This window comes from Labrys miyagiensis, from assembly GCF_030160835.1.
In the GTDB taxonomy this organism is placed as follows: domain Bacteria; phylum Pseudomonadota; class Alphaproteobacteria; order Rhizobiales; family Labraceae; genus Labrys; species Labrys miyagiensis.
This window is the reverse complement of record NZ_BSPC01000002.1, coordinates 1-19627: the sequence shown is the minus strand read 5'-3', so window position 1 is coordinate 19627 and position 19627 is coordinate 1. Positions and strand designations below refer to the sequence as shown.

At 55.7% G+C, this 19627-nt stretch carries 11 protein-coding genes; 6 read left to right on the top strand and 5 right to left on the bottom strand.

Going from position 1 to position 19627, the window contains the following annotated elements; translation table 11 throughout:
- Positions 1–155: 155 nt before the first annotated feature.
- The 4 genes from QQL24_RS00135 to QQL24_RS00120 form a co-directional block, all read right to left on the bottom strand.
- Positions 156–1673, bottom strand: a complete 1518-nt coding sequence (locus tag QQL24_RS00135) for an nSTAND1 domain-containing NTPase (RefSeq protein WP_284309841.1) — start codon at positions 1671–1673, stop codon at positions 156–158.
- Between the two features lies 1 nt (position 1674).
- Positions 1675–3024, bottom strand: coding sequence for a TIR domain-containing protein (locus QQL24_RS00130; RefSeq protein WP_284309840.1), 1350 nt, complete (start codon positions 3022–3024; stop codon positions 1675–1677).
- 554 nt (positions 3025–3578) lie between these two features.
- Positions 3579–5657: a DNA/RNA non-specific endonuclease gene (locus QQL24_RS00125; protein ID WP_284309839.1), complete on the bottom strand. Its 2079-nt coding sequence runs from the start codon at positions 5655–5657 to the stop codon at positions 3579–3581.
- Positions 5658–5674: 17 nt separating this feature from the next.
- Positions 5675–5995 (bottom strand): hypothetical protein, encoded by a 321-nt coding sequence (locus QQL24_RS00120; RefSeq protein ID WP_284309838.1) that lies wholly within the window; start codon positions 5993–5995, stop codon positions 5675–5677.
- 205 nt (positions 5996–6200) lie between these two features.
- On the opposite strand from QQL24_RS00120, the gene QQL24_RS00115 reads away from it, so the two are divergent.
- Together QQL24_RS00115 and QQL24_RS00110 are read left to right on the top strand one after the other, a co-directional pair.
- Entirely contained in the window at positions 6201–7802 is a 1602-nt protein-coding gene (locus tag QQL24_RS00115; RefSeq protein ID WP_284309837.1) for a serine protease, read from the top strand.
- Positions 7803–7854: 52 nt separating this feature from the next.
- A complete protein-coding gene (locus QQL24_RS00110; protein WP_284309836.1) occupies positions 7855–8481 on the top strand; it encodes a hypothetical protein in 627 nt (208 codons plus the stop codon).
- Positions 8482–8648: 167 nt separating this feature from the next.
- On the opposite strand, the gene QQL24_RS00105 is transcribed toward QQL24_RS00110, so the two are convergent.
- Positions 8649–12212: a toll/interleukin-1 receptor domain-containing protein gene (locus QQL24_RS00105; protein WP_284309835.1), complete on the bottom strand. Its 3564-nt coding sequence runs from the start codon at positions 12210–12212 to the stop codon at positions 8649–8651.
- Between the two features lie 705 nt (positions 12213–12917).
- On the opposite strand from QQL24_RS00105, the gene QQL24_RS00100 reads away from it, so the two are divergent.
- The 4 genes from QQL24_RS00100 to QQL24_RS00085 all read left to right on the top strand — a co-directional run.
- Complete coding sequence (locus QQL24_RS00100) at positions 12918–15419, top strand: tetratricopeptide repeat protein (RefSeq protein WP_284309834.1); 2502 nt, start codon at positions 12918–12920, stop codon at positions 15417–15419.
- A gap of 697 nt (positions 15420–16116) precedes the next feature.
- Positions 16117–17484, top strand: coding sequence for a pentapeptide repeat-containing protein (locus QQL24_RS00095; protein WP_284309833.1), 1368 nt, complete (start codon positions 16117–16119; stop codon positions 17482–17484).
- 907 nt (positions 17485–18391) lie between these two features.
- On the top strand, positions 18392–18889 hold the full coding sequence (locus tag QQL24_RS00090) for a DUF1801 domain-containing protein (RefSeq protein ID WP_284309832.1): 498 nt from the start codon (positions 18392–18394) through the stop codon (positions 18887–18889).
- Between the two features lie 75 nt (positions 18890–18964).
- A partial coding sequence (locus QQL24_RS00085) for an IS701 family transposase (RefSeq protein ID WP_284309831.1) occupies positions 18965–19627 on the top strand: 663 nt, incomplete at its 3' end.

Below are 19627 nucleotides of genomic sequence, written 5' to 3'. Positions count from 1 at the left end.
AGGACCCTGTTTTGTACGAAAGCGGTGACAGTGCCTCCGACAGAAGCCATTTCTGGTTTCTGGCGCTGCGCTCCGCCGACGGCTCCGCGCGAGCTCCCGTCGATAACACCGCCCACCAGACCCCATTCCAACCACCAGAGCGAACTCAGCGCTACTCAAAGTCTCCAACGCCGCCATTTTCCTGCAAGCTCTCGAAACTTACCAAAGGTCCAAAGCGACAACACAATTCCTCCGATGATAGAAATCGAAACCAACATAAATAAATCAAATCTCCTTTTAAATTCCACGTCGTTTGGTGTAATATTAGTCGTAGAAGAAGGAAATTTTGGTAATGCAACCAGACTGTCCCAGCCCAGCAATATAGGTGCAGCAATTAAATCAAAAGCGTATAGCAACCCTAACACTACGACAACAATCAGAAATGCCGATTGAAATATAAGATATGGTCTTCTTAATTCAAGTATTGGTTTTATTAGAGAGTCGTGACTCAACTCATAGTAGGCCTGATCTGCCACGATATCGACCCGAATTAATCTACCCCGCGCTAGCGTGTGGAGGGTGTTGATGTCAATTTTCAATATCCTTTTGATCTCCGACTCCTCTAGTCTTAAACGCCGACCCTGTGGGTTAATGAGATATTCACTGCAGAGGACACGTACGCGGTGTCGCTGACCTCTAGGTACAGCCGCGACTTGCTCTCTAAAAAAGTCTTTAAGTATTCGTCGCAAGCGATATTCACCGCCTATGTCACGCGACGTAAGTCTCGTCTCAATGTGATACTTTTCGCGTTGTTTCTCCTTCGCAACCTTTTCTAGATATTGACAAATCAGCTGCAGCTGGAACGGCTCAACATTTCTCGATATTATTTTCGGAGAGGCAGCCGCAGCTTCCAGGAAATTAAGTATCGTGTCTTGTGCTGTAGCATCAAGTTCAAATGGGTGCACTCCTAGGCTTTGGTCATTAACGCGTGCGGGCTCGGACAATGCTCGTGATGCGGCTGATCGCGTAAGCGGGAGAAGTCGGAACCGCTCATCTAAAATGCCCGGAATCCTATCTGAGAGTTCATCCAGTTCACCGAGAAAGTCCTCACGCAAACTGAGCACAATTTTGACGTTAGGGGCAGCGCCGTCGGCTCTTACCTGCGAGGCATCCTCTGTCTGAACATTCTGCATGCGAGGTGACACACCACGCACCAAGTAAGAAAGCTGGTCAACAAAGGTGCTGCGCTCGAATTCGGAATGAAGCGTGAACAACTCTTCAAACTGATCAAGAATCAGCACCGGAGCCAAAAGGACGTCGTCTCGCCAGAATTCAGCTGTTCTCAAGAAATCCCACAGGCTATCTTTGGCGCCAGCAACGTATTCCACTGACTGTCGTTGGCTCTCGGCAGCAATGGTGTCGTAGATCGGATCGAGAGACGCAAGTTTCGGAACATTCAAGCGGATGTTGAGGGGAATGTAGCCGTTCGCCCGTAGGTTCTCTGCAACGCCGGCGTTGAGTAGAGAGCTCTTGCCAGTTCCTGAGCGCGCGAACACTACAACGAGACGGTTTGCAAGGATCTGATTAGTAAGCTTAATCGACTCTCGCTCGCGGCCGTAAAACAACCTTCGCCAAAGTGCATCGTCCGGAAATGGCTGCGCGCCTGGGTATCTGCTTCTAGGCTCTGTTAGCATCTCAAAGCGCCTCCGATTTGAGGTCGCGAGTCATGCGCTGGAGATCGCGAGATATCCTTTTTATGATTTGAGCAATGTCAGTATCAAACGAAGTACGCCGCAACGGGAGTTGATGAAACCTCTGGAGTTCCTTTAGGCCCTCCTCCGCCAGCGTCCCATCAATCAATAATGGAACAACGAACTCTATTCCTCGCTGCCGATATTTTTGCAGGTCCAGCGCAGTATCAATTTCTTTGTTGACAAAACCTATCACTTTACTAGCCAAGTTTTTACTATTTAGCACAAGGAAAATATCGCTAGCTTTTATCTTATCCTCCAATTCTTGGTTCCAGTCTTCGCCACCTTGAAGGAATGTCGTATCAAGCCAAACCTCGAAACGATCCTTCGGGAGTGCCTCATACAGTTTGTTCGCGACGGCTTGATCCGTTCGCTCATAACTGATGAATATCTGGGCGCGGCGCTGAGGTCTTTGAGACCTGCCTTGGTAACCTCCCGCATTGTCAAGACGCTCAAGCAGTTGTTGAACAAATTCTAGGGCTTCCATTTCCACAACCTCAAGCCGGGTGCCTCGTCTGTAAAACAGGACGGTTTGCTCGCGCTCTTGGTCGTTAAGGTCGCTTAGCGATTCGAGCGCAACAGATCCGGTGGAAAACTCCAAGGCCTTAAGAAGCAACTTTAATAAGACCCGTATATACCAATAGCGAATTCCAAAGCCGACAAAGAGGAGTATGTTGTTCTTGAGTAAACTTTGGAGGCCATCAGGTAATTTTGGTCGGCCGCGTATGACGTTGATCATAAAATCGAGTAGATCGTTCTCTGTAAGGACAAGAGATCGTGGCTCATCAAATGTTCCATATAAGTGATATAAAATGGGCGCCTCAGGGGACGGCGTACCTTCCACGTCTCGATTGTCGCGTGGCTCTCCTCTATAATTGTACCATAAGCGCGATGGAGATTTTTCTTGCGCGCCCAGTGCCTTAGCGAAAAGATCATCGTGGCTTGTCGTCAAAATAAGACTAAAGGGCAGTCGGGATAAAGCCTGATGTAGTGGCCCTGGATCGTAAGGCGGATTTCTAAAAAAACTCGCCGCCACAGTTTTCAGATTTGCGGTCGCGGGCGAGTCCTCATATTGCTGGGCGACAGCGAACAAAGTTTGCTCAGCGACACGTTGGCCTTCGTCCTCGAGGAGTCCAGCTAATCTACAGCAAAATGCATCGCGAACACTGCCTACCTTATCAATGTCGATAACGGTACCTCTTCTTGGAACTGCGGGAATATCAGGGCCAAGAACCAGGACGCAGCTTCCCCATTGGAGGCCTGCGACTAAACTGTCCCAATGCGCCTCTTTCATTTTGGCCCCTAAAGTGTGTCCATATTCCTGAGACGCTCGTTCCGTCGCCTGACGCCCGAACTGTAGAGCATTTAGTTCCGGGCGGCCAGCACTCTCAACTCCACATCGTCCACCCCAAGGTCTAGCCTCGAACCGACGCTGAAAGCATTAAGGGTAGAAACCAACTTTCAGAACGGATTATTACGGCGGAAAGTATATATTTGCTTTGCGCCTTCTTTGCGATGTTGTGCGAATAGGATTTGCGAAGAAGCAACTCTGTTGAGTTGGTTCTCATCGGCCAGCGGTTTGTTATCCTGCATCGGCTGGTGTTGCTGTCATAATTTTTGATCTACATGTGACCTGGCCCCGTTTGTCATCCAGCGGCGATTAAAGTCCTGGGGTCATTTGATCCGCCCCCATTTGTTGGACCGCCTGAGGCTAGAGTTTCCGGCCTCTTTGATCCGCCCCCATTTGTTGGACCGCCTGAGGCTAGAGTTTCCGGCCTCTTTCACGATAGCGGACTGGCAGCGCCACCGGGGTTCCAAGACGTGATGGTGCTATGCCTACACTCGAACTCAACGAACGAACTGAATTTGTTCTAACGTAAGTAACGCGCCTCTGGTGGGGCTGCCCTCAACGCTCTCATAGCTGCTGGCAAGCGGATCTACATCGACGAGCCGGCCGAAGTCGACGCCACTGCGAGCTTCTATCGAACGGATCGAAACCTGTGTGGCCATATTGAGTTGTGGTGAGGTGAAGGCGCCGAACACGAATTCCTCTTCCGGCTGCAGGTTTTGCTCTTGGTTCATCTCATAACCGGTTGCGCACAACTGCTGGGTCTCATCGTGTATGAACGCAATGACCTTCCAGAAGGCAAGCGGAATGCGCACGCCATACATGGTCGGGTCTTTTTCGCTAAAATAGGGACCAGTGAAGACCGAGATCTTCATCGCATCCTCCTTGGCATGTTGGAGGGCGTAATCCTCCAGAGCCAGCCAGATCGGAGCGTTGAAGGCCTGCATCTGTGGTGTGGTGTTGGTCACATGCATCGAATCTTCGTTGCCCAATTTGGCAATATCGGGCGTGCCCCAGCCTGGATCTTCACGACGCGTCATGTGTCCGCGGCTGAACTTGGGCGGACTGCCATAACATTCCTTCATGATTTGCTGGCTTCGGGGAATGCGCGGATCCCATTTCCACGCTACCCGCGCACTCTTCCTCGATTGATTGCCGTCGATATTGCAGGCACTCAGGAAGCACATGCGACGGCCTCGACTCATGACGACGGAGTAGTGTTCGTAACGAAGCTCGCTCTGTTTGTTGCCGCCGACGTCGAATTCCAAGACGTCCTCGGCATTACGCTGGACGACCGGCAGGGTGACCTCGAACTCTGCGCCCAGAAAGGCGGGGTCATAGCCAACGCGGTCCCGGTAATCCTCAGCAACCCCCTCGTTCTCATCGATATAGTCCTCGGTATCATCGCCTCCTGCGAACGCTTGCCTCTGGGGAGGCCTTTGGTTGGCGATCCAGGCTGGATCGATCTCGATCGAGACATTTACCTTCAGGGGAATGGTGAGGCTGACACCGTGCCTGCCCGGCTGGCGCACGACACCGGTCACACTTGACCTTGTGGCAAGCATTTCCGGCGGCTCCGGAAGCTTGGTTTGCGGGGTTCTCGTTTCCGCGCGATTGCTGGCGCGCCCTTGCCTTACCCTATCGAGCAAACCCCTTACGACATCGGCACGCACGGCATAGTTGGTCTTGAGGAAACTGCCGCTGAAATGAAGCCCCAGCGCCTCTCCCCTGTGGAGATCGTAGACGACGGAGCCCGAATTACCGCCCAGTGTCGTGCAATTGTGCCACAAGCGCGTCGGTTCCACTTTCGTAACCCCGCCGGGTGCAAGCCTCTTCTTGTTGTAAATCTTGCCATAGATCCGCTCCATCAGGTCGGGCTCGGGGATACGGCTGTCGTAGGCGGGATAGCCGATCGTGACGATGTTCTCGGTCACCGCGATCTGCGCGGCGAGGTCGATCGGCTTTGCAAGCTTGTCATTGCCGGAAACCTTCTCAATCTCAAAGAAGGCAACGTCGATATCAGGCGCCTGCTCGATGTAGAGGGGCTTTATGAGTTTGAAGATCAATTGCTTCCAATTGTCGATTTCTTGCAGGAAATCGACGCTTGCCGAGATCTGTCCGCCAGCACCCATCTTGAAAGTAAATTCGTCGCCTTTGCGCTCGGCAAACTCCTGTGCCACGTGCCGATTGGTGACTATGATGTTGTCGGCAACCAACCAGCCCGTGCCTACCCAGCTTAATGGGGCACCCGTGAGATCGACACGTCCGATCGCCGGGATGACCAGATCCAACATCGGCCTCGCTTTTTCCAATCGCGCTCGCCAGATCTCGCTATCAGCCTCGTCGATGAATTCCAGCTTCGTCGAGTTGTCTCGGATTGCCAACACCGGCCGCTCGCGGCGCATGACGATGCTTTCAAGCTCGATCCGTCTATCGATCATCTCAGGCGACGGATCCGGCGCCAAGGATTCAAGTCCCGCGCCTTGATCAAGCGATTCCTCCGCGAGCTCGGAATCGCTGCTTCGAACCCACGCATTGTAGTTCCGCAGTTTGTTCAGCTGATCGAGAAGAGTGCTCACGCTTCATCCCCTTGTTATCAATTCTTCGAAAGTCGAATCTTCGCGCAGGAATGTCGGAAACGAACCGGCTTTGACGTTGAGTGGAAACACGTAGCTTTTACCCTTGGTGCCGTACCGAGCGCCCCGTTGCTTTGGCGTTTGACGGTATCTAATCGATAGGAATGAAGAGTCACACAGGCAGCGAGCAGCGTGGCAACATATGCCCAAAACCAACCGACGTCCGTCCCGATCCAAAGATTGGCGGGCATTTTTTCCATAAATTTCAGCCGAATCGGAAGCTCCTCAATACTACCATGAATTTGGGAGATGGCTTTGAGGCGTGTATCGTCGATATTCATATTATATTCGAACTAATAAATGGGAGGTCTCGTTATGCTATCGTCAATCACTGCATACTTTTGCGATCGACTAGTCTGCTTGTTCCTCTGTATCCCAAATTTTGAGACGATCTCGTGCGCTCCGATGTGGCTGGCACGATCGGAACCGGCAGCTAGGCCGACAAAGTTTTGCTGGAATCGTTTCAGCTTTTAGCGGAGCCGACATATGGATTACGTGTCGACACTCGATGAAGTTCGCCAGAAGGCGGAAGTGTCACTGCGGCGGCTGCGACGTCTCTCGGCAGAGGACTTTGCCATCATGAAGACGCAGGTCGAGAATTTGCGGGATGCTCGCCAGTACGATCTGATGAGTAAGCTCGCCGAAGCGATCTGCCGCCATGATCCGGAGGATGCGAAGAACCGGCGCCTCTATGCCCAATGTCTCATTGAGCTGGGCAATGTCACAGCGGCGATCGATGTACTGAAAGCGTTGCGGGCGCGGCCGAACCTTAAGCCCTCAGAGTATGTCGAAGCGGGCGGCCTGCTCGGGCGTGCCTACAAGCAGATTTTCCTTGAGCTGAGCGACAAGGCGAGCCCCGAGGCCCGCGACGCCTTGAAGAACGCCATCGCATCTTATCGAGAACCGTATGAAGCGGATCCGGCGCTCACCTGGCACGGTGTCAATCTCGTAGCCCTCCTCAAACATGCGCGCCGCCTGGATATCTCAGTTGGCTCTGATCTCGACCCGCTTGTCATCGCCGGAAAAATCGTCGCCACTCTCCTTACCGTGCCGGACGACAAACGGGACGATTGGCATTCTGCCACCCTGGCGGAGGCGCATCTTGGGCTCGGTGACTGGGACGCCGTCGAGAGGGAGATCAAGGCATATGCGGCTGGGGAACGGACAAAGGCCTTCCTCGTCGCCGGCACGCTGCGCCAGCTCACGGACATCTGGGGCCTTGATTCAGGCAACGACTTAAGGGGCCGTTCGATTGTCGCGGCACTGCGCGCTCGTCTACTCCAACTTGAAAACCAGGATCTGCGACTTACCCCCAGCGATGTCACCGAACTCAGATCCTTCGAGCCGCAAAGAGCGACATTGGAGGCCGTGCTCGGAAAGGATGGACCGAAGACCTATGAATGGATGCGACGCGGACTGGAACGTGCTGCTGCCGTTGCCTCGATCCGGCTGAAGGATTTTGGCCGCGTGGGCACCGGCTTCCTGGTCCGCGCTGGCGATTTTGGCCTGGAGCCCCCAGACGACCTGCTGGTGCTAACCAACTGGCATGTGGTTAATCCTCTCGGTCTTTCGCCGGGGATTCGACCTGAGGAGGCCGAAGTCATCTTCGAAGCTGCGGACACCGCAAAGCGCTACAATATAGCTAGTGTCGTCTGGACAAGGCCTGTGGCGCGCCACGATGCGACTTTCCTCAAGCTCGAGGGCGAAGTCACGAAAATCGAGCCGATGCCGCTTGCCCGGGACCTGCCGGTTGTAGAGGAAGCGGCGAGGGTCTATGTCATCGGTTACCCCGGCGGCCGGGAGTTGTCGGTTTCTCTCCAGGACAACCAGCTTCTTGATCACGAGGGACCGCCCAACAGCAACTCGCTCGTACCAGGCGTGTGTCGCGTCCATTACAGGACGCCTACTGAGCGCGGAAGCTCGGGAAGCCCGGTATTCGATGCCAAAATGTGGCACGTGATTGCCTTGCATCACGCGGGCTCGGAACGGCCCGTACCCATGCTCAATGGTAAGACCGGTACCTATCTGGCTAACGAAGGCATTTCGACTCTCTCTATCAAGGCCGAAATCGAGACTTCCAAATCCTAGCTTGAGCTATCGCGCCTAGGGCACTGGCTACTCGATGGGCAGGAACAAGAAAATGCTTATTGCCCCTTTCAATCAGACGCGATCATTTGGCCCCTTCTGCATGCAGTGGATCCTATCGCTAACTTTGGCGTTTTCCTTTGTTGGTGCGAGTAGTCCGTCAATGAGTGTGACCTTGCCGAGGAAAGATGTTGGCAGACTTTTCAAGGCGGCTGAAGCAGCCGGCCGGGTCGGCGTCGCCAGAAAGAACAAGGCCGTCGATGCCCGTCCCGCCAAGCAAGGCGAGATCATTATTACCTTCATCAAGGGCGAAGGCGAGGAAACGCGGAGCAAGCCGGCCAGGGCTGGTGATATGGTGGTGCGCAATCGCTGCCCAGAAACGGGTAACGAGGAGTACCTGGTTGCTGAAGCGAACTTTAGGAAACTCTATCAACCGGGAGATGGCAAGAAAGCGTCTGCGGCGTGGAGAGAATTTCGGCCGACTTCGATCGAGGTTCGGTATTTCATTGTTGGCGAACAAGAGGGGAATTTCGTCTTCACCGCGCCCTGGGGCGAAAGTATGATCGCTAAGAGTGGCGACGCAATCGTCCAGGAGCCCGACAATCCTTCTGATACCTACCGCGTCGCAGGGAAATCGTTTGTTTGCACCTATGAGATCCTGACCAAGCCCCGTGGAGGCTGAGGCACATGACCATTTAGGTGAGCGCCTCACCTCACAAGATTGTGCTTGAGCACTCCCAGTCTGCAGAAATAGGTGTCAGATATTGTGTCTCTGTGTAGGCGACGCCAATTATATCGCTTAGACAGCTTCAACCAAAGGCCGCTGCGCTGCAGGTACCCTAATAAATGTCATCGTTGAGTAAATTCAATTAAAACCGAATAAGATGTTGTCTTCGCCGATATTCCCAAGGTGTCATCCTGATATGAAAAGCCTCGATATGAGTTTGATCCAGTCGCTATTAACCCAAATCGAGATGCAAAACTATCGACCAAACTGCTTCGAGACGGACAAGCATCGGGCGTCTGCATTGCGTGATATCCAATTTTTATCAAGCCACTCTCTGAAAATAAGAATACAACGAAAGCTGAATTGAATGTGCACGTGTCCTTGAACTCCGGCAATGCCAACTCCGGCTCGTCGCGCAGATACTTCCAAATATATGTGTTGCCCTCATATTCTGCACCGTCAGGCAAATCTGAAGACATGTTCTGGATGTCCCCAAAAGGCTCGCTCAGCAACGCATTAACCTGTACAGGTGTCATGCCGAAATGAAATTTGCCTATCCCATTGCTAAACTCGTCATCAATTGCTTGCACTATTGCCACTTTGGCATTGTTCTCCTCTTTTTCCGCATCGGCGATGACGCCTAACTTTCGTTCGCCATAGCGAACGTATTCAAGCCCAACGGTTGCCTGCTGTGATGTAGGATCGTCGGCAAGAACACTCTTGTACAATCGAAAGGCCGCTTCGTAGTCGCTAGTGGCGTTTACTTCTGCATTCTGGCGCGAATAATCTGCGCGCCTCGTCAACATCTCAGCAAAGCTTAACTTTATTTCATCATTGGTAGGCGCTTTACTCAGAGCGTGACGATAGTAAGATTCGGAATCGGCAAAGTTTGTATGTATATCGCCTGTCTTCGCTTTCCTAATACCAATTTCGGCCCGCATATGCTTAAGTTTTCCCATTTCAACCAAGGCGTCTGTTTGGTCTAAGTGCTTTAATAGATCCTCTTCGCCGCTAGATAGCAATAAGTTCGCGTGATCAAAATTGTTCTCCAGTATATATATATCGGCGTCTTTTACAGATATTCGATCTTTCTCTACTTGAAGTTTAGGGTCACTGGATGTGAATATATTGGAATCCGCTATTGCAAGTTCATAGGCATGGTGAGCGCTAGGAAAATAACGATAATCTTTTGAGTTGCAGTCTCCGAGTAACTCATCTCTATGAAGGCGCAATCCGGCCAAATCAAAATTTTGGGATGTCGCGTTTGGAGCAGCGTCTGCGCTGGGCCCAATCTGAGAGACTGTCTCAGCATCGGTTTTATCGATGTCGTCACCAGAATTTGTAGGCGTATCTATTAACTTAGTAGCAAGGTCGATTTCCCTTTTTGCTTGTTCAACATCGAAGGAATGTAAATAATAATCGGCGATCTCTAGATATGCTTGAGCTTGAGGAATCGATGATTTCGTTTCGACGGCAGATAGCACTACTTCGGCGGGCCTTGAGAGGCGTGCTGATATAGGACCGGCAATTCGCTGGCCAAGGTCAATCGCTGATTCTGCGAGCTGTTTCTGCTGGGCGGTCTGGTGTTGTGCCTTTTCGGCAACAACTGTTTGTTTTTTCGCCTCTTTTTCCGCGGCCGTCGCCGTGAAATACTGGAAAATCGCTATGGTCGCGACAAGTGCAGCGATCACTAGGCCGGCAAAGGCAACCCATGCAGTTCGGGTGCGGGCGGCTGCGGCCTTTTTTTGTTCCTCCGCGATTCGCTCTGCATCGTGAATACGCCGCTCCTGCTCTTCGCGCTCTGCGGCCTGGCGACTACGTTCTCGTTCGGCCTCCTCTTCTCGCAGCCTGTTATCTTCAGCGCTGCTGTCTTGGATGAAAGCACGATCGGCAGGCTCGATCTCCCGCTCAGCCCGCAGTTGAATATAATTGCGCGCAATTGTCAGTTCACGGCCTGTCAACAACCCGCGTTCGTTGGCCTCAAACGCTGCGCGTGCGTGACTCAGACGGTCACGCCACACCAAAAATTCGCGATCGTCAGTAAGCCAGTCGCTGAATGGTGGCTGGCGTAGCAAAGCCTCATGCGCCACCTCCACGACATCGACATCATTGCCAGCCGCGTCCTTACGCCGATCGCGGATTAGGAGACGCTGGTCGGCAAAACGGTCTATCAGAGCACTTGCTTCGGCAGGGATCTGGTTGCGCGCAGCGACATGCCGAACAGCCACGCCAGCCGCATTGATCTGCGCAAGATGCGGAAGGAAGGCGGAGCGAGCAAGCGCGAGCTGAGCCTTCTCGTCTCTCGGCACTTCGCCCCTTGCAACGCCCTCCGCGAAAGCCTGCACGACGGTCTTGTCAATTACTCCTTTGACTCTGCCGATTCTGTCATAACCGGAAATGGTAAGTTTCTGGTCAACCGCGGTATTCTCATAAAGATGGGCTAGTGTGAACGCGAGCAGTGGTAAGGCGTCCTGCCCCGATATGTCCTCAAGTAGTGCATCGGTTAGCCGCGGATCGATCGTCAGGGGAGGCTGGACCAAGGTCGCTGGGCCTTCGATCACCGCCCGATAAGAACCCTGTAGCATCGTATCGAGCGTAAAGGCGTCTTTCGGAAGGGCGGCAAGGTGTGGATCCACCTGCAGAAGAGGGAAAGAATCCGAGCGGACAACCAATACCGCGAATGTTCTGGAATCGGACGTGAGTGTTTTCGTCAGAACTGCGATCAGACGCTCAGCCTCTTCACGTCCTTCTCTGTTGAAGAGCTCTTCGCCTTGATCGACAGTTAGGATTATTGTTGGCGGCGTGACGTTCTCGCCGAGAATCGCCTCCTGGGCGATCTCTCGCAACGCCGCCAATAGCTGCCCAAGCCCGTCTTCCGTCTGTTCAACAAGGTATTGAATTTCTAGGCGGCTTCTAGGTAGCCCGCGCTGCCGAAATCCGGCGGCGAACCGCGGCTCGCCTATCAAAGTGTAGAGTGCTTGGACGAGTCCGAAATTGCCCGAAATCGCGGCTCTCTCAGGTCGAATGATCGGCAACGGCAACCAGGCCTGATCGTCACGCTTGAGCCGAGGCCAAAGACCGGCGCGCATGAAGGACGATTTTCCGGAACCTGATGCCCCGATTATGACGAGCATGCGGCTGACGCCAGTTCGAACGAGCCTTCGAATTTCATCAAGCCCCCGCACGATCTGTGCGTCACGCCCAAAGAATACCGCGGCGTCCTCTTCTTCCAGCCAAGCGAAGCCGGGGTAGGGACGCCTGCCTTCCCTAAAGGGGAAACTTGTTGGGTCAAGGCCGGCTCGTTTGAGGCCTTCCTTGAGACGAGCGAAGGCTGATGGATCACCGGTAAGGTCTATGAATTGCTCGTCGGTGAGGTCGGGTGGAACTCTCGATCTTTCGATGTCGATGAGCAGCGCGATAATCTTCTTGCCCATCAGCCTCGCGGCATCGACCTCCGACTTGCACCAAGTCGAGACCAACCAATCGTTGGAGACAAGAGCAATAACAACTTCGCACCGGTGTGCCGCCTTCTGAAGCGCATCTTTCCAACGCTCGCCAGCCGCGATGCCACGGACAGGATCCCTATCGAGAAACACGTCGGTCCAGCCGTTGTCGGCAAGCCACGCCTTGACCATCACCGCCGTGTCATCGTTCCGGGTCGAATGGCTGATAAAAATGCGCGCCATAGTAAATGGCCTCGTCGTTATCTTCGCATAGGCGAGATTAAGGCAAGGGAATACTATATGGCAATATACTTTTACGCTTACAACCAGTAGGTGAAAGCATGCCTAGAGACACGTTTCGGCGGCAACCGACTTCTCAGTGCCAAGAACAAGATCTGCCCTTTCAGGCATACCGGCCAATACCTTAGGTGTTTCCACCGGTTCGCGGGCCACTCTTTCAAATCCATTGAAGTGGCGGTGGAAGGCCAGATCCTTCCGCGGCACCAAATATACGCAACCTAGGCCATTACTGCGCGTTGAGAGAAAGTTCCGATTATCTCATCTTCATTCATTCCACTTTGTCGTATTTGGGAGAACAAATCTTTTGGTGACCTCATAGGAGACGCTCGACAGACAGTGGGTCCAGGCCGGCACAACACCACTGACAGATAAACGAGCCGCGGACAGATCAGCGCAAGTCACGCTTCGCTGCAGGTGCATCACTCATTTTGCTGCAGTTCGGGCGAGCGGCACTTTTGTTCCGCAGTAGTCTTTCATGGGCGAGAAGGCGAAAATGCTAGTCCGGGCATACGGCTGAAATTCGCTGGCCAAGGATCTAGATGTATTCTCGACATTCAGCTCCCTGCGGCGGCTCCGCGGGGCTTGCTTACAATCGCACCGGACCTAATGATCTGGCAGAGGTGTATAGGTCTGAGTGGGGCGAAAGACGTGGCGGATATCTTCGTCAGTTACACGAATGCCGATCGCGACTGGGCATTCTGGATTGCGGAGGCGCTGTGCGGGCTCGGGCATGCGCCGCACCTTCACGAATTGGAGATCAAAAGCGGCGAAGACATTTATGCCTGGATGGAGGCGCGGCATGACGCCGCCGACCATGTGCTGTGTGTCGTCTCGGATGACTATCTTAGAGCGCCGTACTCAACGTTGGAACGCAACGCTGCCATGTGGCAGGCGGCGGCGCGGCGACCGGGCTTCGTACTTATCGTCGCTGTCAAAACATGCCGACTGCCGAGCCTCATCGACCACTACCGCCGCTGCGAGCTATATGGCATTTCGAACGATGAGGCGCATCATCGCTTCCGGGCGTTTATGCTAAGCCCGGCAGGGTCGGCGCCAGTTGCCTATCCTGGCGAGGCATTTGCGGTCTCTAACATCCCAATTCGGGTCCCAATTCATTTCCTTGGGCGCGAAGATTCGCTTGCTGCCATCGAGACGGCTCTCATCCGCTACCAGGGGCGGGTCGCGATCACAGCGTTGCATGGGCTACGCGGGGTGGGAAAGACGGCGCTGGCAGCCGCTTATGCCGACCGTCACCGCAGCAGCTATCGTGCAACTTGGTGGATACGGGCGCAGACCGAAACGACGATGCGCACCGATCTTGTGGGCCTTGGTGCCCGGCTCAACTGGGTTGCAGCTAACGAGAAGGAAGAGCCAGCGTTCACCGCTGTGATGGAGCGATTGCGGCTCGAAGGCGATGGTGTCCTGCTCGTGTACGATAATGTTATGAACGCCGAAGCGCTTCAACCCTATCTGCCACGCGGCGGGGCGGCAAGTTTGCTGGTCACCTCGAACGCGCACAATTGGCGTGGTATCGCGGAGCCCATAGAAATACGCACTTGGCCAAAACAGGTCGGCGCCGATTATCTCCTCGCTCGTACAGGCCGTATCACTGAGCGCGTTGCTGCCGAGGCGCTGTCGGTGGCGCTCGGCGGCCTACCTCTCGCGCACGAGCAGGCGGCAGCCTATTGTGAGCGGCTGGAAGTGTCCCTTGCGGAATACGGAGAGCGCTTCGATTCGGCTCCGGCCAAGTACCTCGACGATACGCGCCACGCGCCAGCCGAGTATCACGACGGCCTAACGGTCGCTAAAACCTTTTCCCTTGCGATTGAGGAAGCCGCGAAACTGCATGCGGCCGCCGAGCCACTGATCGTGCATGCTGCGCTGCTAGGGCCTGAGCCAATCCCATTGTTCCTTTTTTCCGAGGGAAGGGAGAAGCTTGGATGGGCGCTGGCGGCGGGCCTGGCGGACGATGGCCTGATTGAGGCGCTGGCGGCGTTGCGCGTCTTCGCGCTCGTTGACCGTGAGATGATCTTCGATGAGCGCGATCCCGCGATCACAACCGATTGTGTTCGTCTGCACAGGCTTGTCCGGGAGGTTGCAGTTGCGCGGCGTGACAGCGAGGCGCGTGAAGAAGTCCGATGTGCCCTTATTGAAGCGACCGCGACCGTTTACCCGACAAACGTCTGGGACGATCCAAAAACGTGGCCCCGCGCTCGCCGTTTAGACACACTCGTGCTTGCGTTGGTCGGCGACGGCGTCGTTCCGGCTGGTGCGGAGAACGGTGCCGCATATCTGCTAGATCGAGCTGGATCGTACCGCCAATCCGCGCTTGGCGTCTATGCGGAGGCCAGGTCACTCTTCGAGCGTGCTCTGGCCATGGATGAGAAAGTGCACGGTTCCGAGCATGCCGATACTGGTATTAGACTCAACAACTTAGCCAACTTGGCGCGTGCCCAGGGGGATCTTGCGACGGCGCGGCCGCTTTTAGAGCGTGCGCTGGCGATCCACGAAAAAATGCGTGAGCCGGAGGATATTGAGATCGCCGTGAGCCTAAATAATCTTGCTTTGCTTATCCAGAGTCAGGGTGACCTTGAGAGTGCGCGACCGCTTGCCGAACGTGCGCTCGCGATCCGCGAGAAGGTGCGCGGTCCCGATCATCCCGACACTGCGATGAGCCTGAGTAATCTGGCCCTACTGCTCCGCGCCCAGGGCGACCTTGCACGGCCACGGCTGCTCAGCGAGCGAGCGCTGGCGATCTATGAAAAGACGCTCGGTCCCGAGCATTCCGACACAGCCTTAAGTCTGAACAATCTCGGCTACCTGCTCCAGGGAGAGGGCGACCTGGCGGGCGCACAATCGCGCTACGAGCGCGCACTTGCGATATGGGAAAAGGCGCTAGGGCCGGAGCACCCGAATCCAAATCGCGCTCGAAGAAATCTCGCGTCGTTGATGCTCACCAGAGGTGAACCGTTGTTTGCTTTGGAACTTGGCCGATCGGCACTGGCTGCACATGACAAGGTTCTGGGTTCGCATCACCGCTGGACCAAGGACTCAGCGCGCGTCACTGCTGACTCGCTCGACAAGTTGGGCCATGGTGAGGAGGCTAACGCGGTGCGAACCAAGTACGGCATCGAGGATCGAGCCGAATGACTACGTTCGACCACACAAGATTCACCCACAGGATTGAGGCTTCGGTTTGCTGAAAGCTTGCTCGCTTTCATCGTCCTCTGCTCCTCCCAGCCTACGCATTCGGCTGCGGTGACGTGCCCCCACTAGCTCGGACCGTTTTGAGTTGGAATTTTCCAATTATGATCCCTGGCCGGCCGTCGTCTCGTCCATTCCGGGCGCAGGCGGCCTGAAAAGCTAAGCTCCAATTTTTGAAACCACCTGCATGCCAAAGGCTCACTGCCAGTTCTTGGCCGTCTCCCACAATGGCACCGGGTATACTCCTGGACTTGCACCATAGCTCGGCGAGGATTCCGGCCTGTTTCCACAAATCAGCGCCATACAGGCCGGATTGTGCGCGTAGGAAGCCGGCCGGGTTGTCGAAGGTGCTAACGAAGTAGCCGCGTGCGTCGCATGTGTTGTCCAGCCGAACGGGCTGCGCCCATCGCGGCGCAATGCGAGCAAGCATTGCCTCACCGCGCGGTACCCAGCCATATCCTTCAAGACCAATACGGGAAGGCGGGTTTGTCAGGCAGTAGTAAGCATGGCGCAGACTCTGGGGATGGTCCTTGCTGAGGATATCGATGATTTGCTGGTCGAGGCATCGCATTCTTTTTGGGTCGTCCTTGCATAGCGCCGGCATTTCATCGAATATCCGTCTCAGCAACTCCGGGATACTCCAATGGCGAGCGCCGAGCACGTCGCATTACTCAAGCAGGGCGTGCCCGCCTTGAACGCGTGGCGTCACGAGAACCCCGACATCCATCTGCGCCTCAGCGGGGCTGATCTCAACGGGGCGAACCTCAACGGGGCGGACCTCAACGGGGCGGACCTGAGCGCGGCGGACCTCCGCAAGGTGGCCCTCATCGGAGCGAACCTCTTCAAAGCGATGCTCAGCAGGGCGGACCTCAGCGGGGCAGACCTCAACGGCGTGGACCTAAACGGAGCGAACCTCTTCAAAGAGAGCCTCACCAGGGCCGACCTCATCAGGGCGGACCTCCGCGGGGCGAACCTTCGCGTTGCGGACCTCCCAGGGGCGAACCTGAACGCTGCGGACCTCAACGGGGCGGACCTCCGCGAGGCGAATCTCAAGGGGGCGGACCTCCGCGCGGCGGACCTCCGCGGGGCGGACCTCCGCGAGGCGGACCTCCGCGAGACGAACCTCAACGGGGTGGACCTCACCGGGGCGGACCTCACTGGGGCGAACTTCTTCAGAGCGAAGCTCACCAGGGCGGACCTCATCAGGGCAGACCTCCGCGGGGCGAACCTCGGCGAGGCTGACCTCCCCTGGGCTAACCTCAGCGGGGCGGACCTCAACGGGGCGGACCTCCGCGGGGCGAACCTGAGCGCGGCGGACCTCACCGCTGTCACCCTAGTCGACGCGGACCTTACGCACGCTGATCTTAGCGGCTGCCGCGTCTACGGCGTAGCCGCGTGGGGTCTAAAGCTGGAGGGTGCCAAGCAGCAAAGCTTGATCGTCACGCGTGTGGGCGAACCCGAAATCACCGTCGACAACATTGAAGTCGCGCAGTTCATCTATCTCCTGCTACACAACGAGAAGATCCGAGACGTCATCGACACTATCGGCAAAAAAGCGGTGCTGATCTTGGGCCGCTTTGCAGATAAGCGGAAGGCCATCCTCGACGCCCTCCGTGAGGAACTCCGCAGCCGTGACTACTTACCGATCCTATTCGACTTCGACCTTCCAGCCGCGCGGGACATTACCGAGACCGTCTCCCTTTTGGCCCGCATGAGCCGCTTTATCATTGCCGACCTAACTGACCCGAGCAGCATACCGAAGGAGTTGGAGGCTATCGTTCCGCACCTTGCCGTCCCCGTTCAACCGCTGCTCGAAGGTTCGTGTCGACCCTACGCGATGTTCCAGGACTACTGGAAGTACGACTGGATGCTTCCGGTCTACCGATACGAGGGGCTTGAGCCGTTGCTTGCAATGCTCGGCAAGAAGGTAATAGCCCCCGCGGAACGGAAGGTGAAAGCCCTGCAAGAGCGACGACGTGTGGTCGAGGCGGAACTAGCAAGGCCTCGATAGTTTGCCAGTACGAGCGACATGATCGGCCAATCCTTAACTGAGATGGTAAGTGGCCAGCGCCCGAACCACGGAGACTCGTCGCAGGCCGCGTACCGTTACTCCCGCCACCGGCATGCTGGGTGGCCCGCTACAATTGTTTAGCGGCGAACGACCAATCCATGACCAAGACGGTTGTGATTGTATCATGCTAGGTCTGGGGATCTGACGCGCCCGGCAGAATGAAACTGGGCACCGCTATGTGATTGTTTCCATGACATAAACGGGCTCACCTTCTCGGCATAAATGGGGGGTCGCGGTCGAGGGGTTAGCACTGCAGGTTGCTAAGAGTATTGTTTGACGGTTCGCGCTGCAAGGCGATGCATTTCCGGTCGAAGTGCCGGCGAAAGAGAGAGGGCCGACAGGACCTCTTCGGCTCGGGCGACAGGATGCGGTGGATGAGCATCGAGCCGAACCAGAGGATGCAATCCCCATATTGCCTCAGTTCCTTGCCGGAACTTCGAAGCTAACCGTCTGGCTGCCCATGACGCGATGCGTGGGGTCTGCGTGTTCGACCAGGCAAGCTTTGCCTGGTGAGGCAGGCTCAGAACGGCGGCTTACCGCCGAGCGTTCCCTAGAACCGGATCTTCCGGACACGGCCCCGGACCAACCGTTCTCGCGCAGAGCGAAGACGGCACGGGCGCCGGCCTCGCCGGCACCGATGATGACTATGCCGGGCTGCATGGCAGTCAGCCCAGCTGGATCTGGACCTTCCCGTCGGTTGCACCCTGTAGGAGCACGGCATGGGCCGAGGGCAAAATTCGACTACGTCTGAGTTGGGGTGGATTCCCCGCATTGAGGTGTGAGCCGGACGTAGACGTTGGTCAGCGAGGATCGGAAGGCGCCTACGCCTCGAACAATTTGCAGAGCGATGTCGGATACCGACAAGCTCGTTCGTCATTCCGATGAGACGGGCGTGAGGATCTTCGACGTGAACGTGCAGGCGCAAATCGACCGGTATATCGACGCTCAGGCCCCCCCAAAGCGGGCCGAGATCGAAGCCATACAACGCCTCATCCTCACCGCGTCGCCGAACTGCAAGCTGTGGTTCCTCAATGGCAGAGACAGCGATAACAAAATCGTCACTAACGAGAACATCGGATACGGGACGCAGACGCTGAAATATGCGGACGGCGGCACCCGGGAATTCTACCGGATCGGCTTAAGCTCAAACGCAACCGGAATTTCCCTCTATCTCATGGGGATCGAGGACAGGAAATACCTGCCCCAAACCTATGGCAGGAAAATTGGCAAGGCGAAGGTCACCGGCTATTGTGTCAGGTTCAGGCGCCTTAAGGACTTAAACCTCGACATATTGGAAGCGATGATCGCGACCCACATGACCCAGGGCGCGGCTGGTGGCGCCTAGCATTACAGTCGTAATTTTGTTGCGTGATTGAATGATGTCTGAATCACTGGAGCACCATGATTCGGAGAATCGTGGATGGCGCAGGCATCGATCGAGACGACGTTGGAGCTATGGGCGGGGTCGCTACGGACGGCGAAGGAACGGTTGAAGCCGTTGTTTCGCAGCAAAGCGACAGTGGCTTCAGCGGAGGCCTTCATTGACGGCTTGCTTGGTAATGAGCCGCGCAAGACCGGGTGGATGCGAGCGGAAGCGGCTGGAGACAAAGGTCCCTGGCGCCAGCAGGACTTACTCTATCGCAGTCGGTGGGATGCGGATGCGCTGCGGGATGTGGTGCGCGACTATGCGTTGGAGACGTTGGCGGATGATGAAGCGGTCCTGGTTATCGACGAGACCGGCTTTCTGAAGCAAGGCAAGAAGTCGTGCGGCGTGGCGCGTCAATATACCGGTTCAGCGGGCAAGATCACCAATTGCCAGATCGGCGTCTTCGCCACCTATGCCTCGCGCCATGGGCATGCCTTCATCGATCGGGCTCTTTATCTGCCCAAGGCCTGGACGGACGATGCGGCAAGGATGAAGGCAGCCCACGTCCCGCCGGACACGAAGTTTGCGACCAAGCCGCAACTGGCGCTGACGATGATCGAGCGTGCCCTGACCGCCAAGCCACCCTTTGCCTGGGTGGCTGCGGACAGCGTCTATGGCACGGGCCAGATCGAGGCGGCGCTGCGGCGCGCCAGCAAG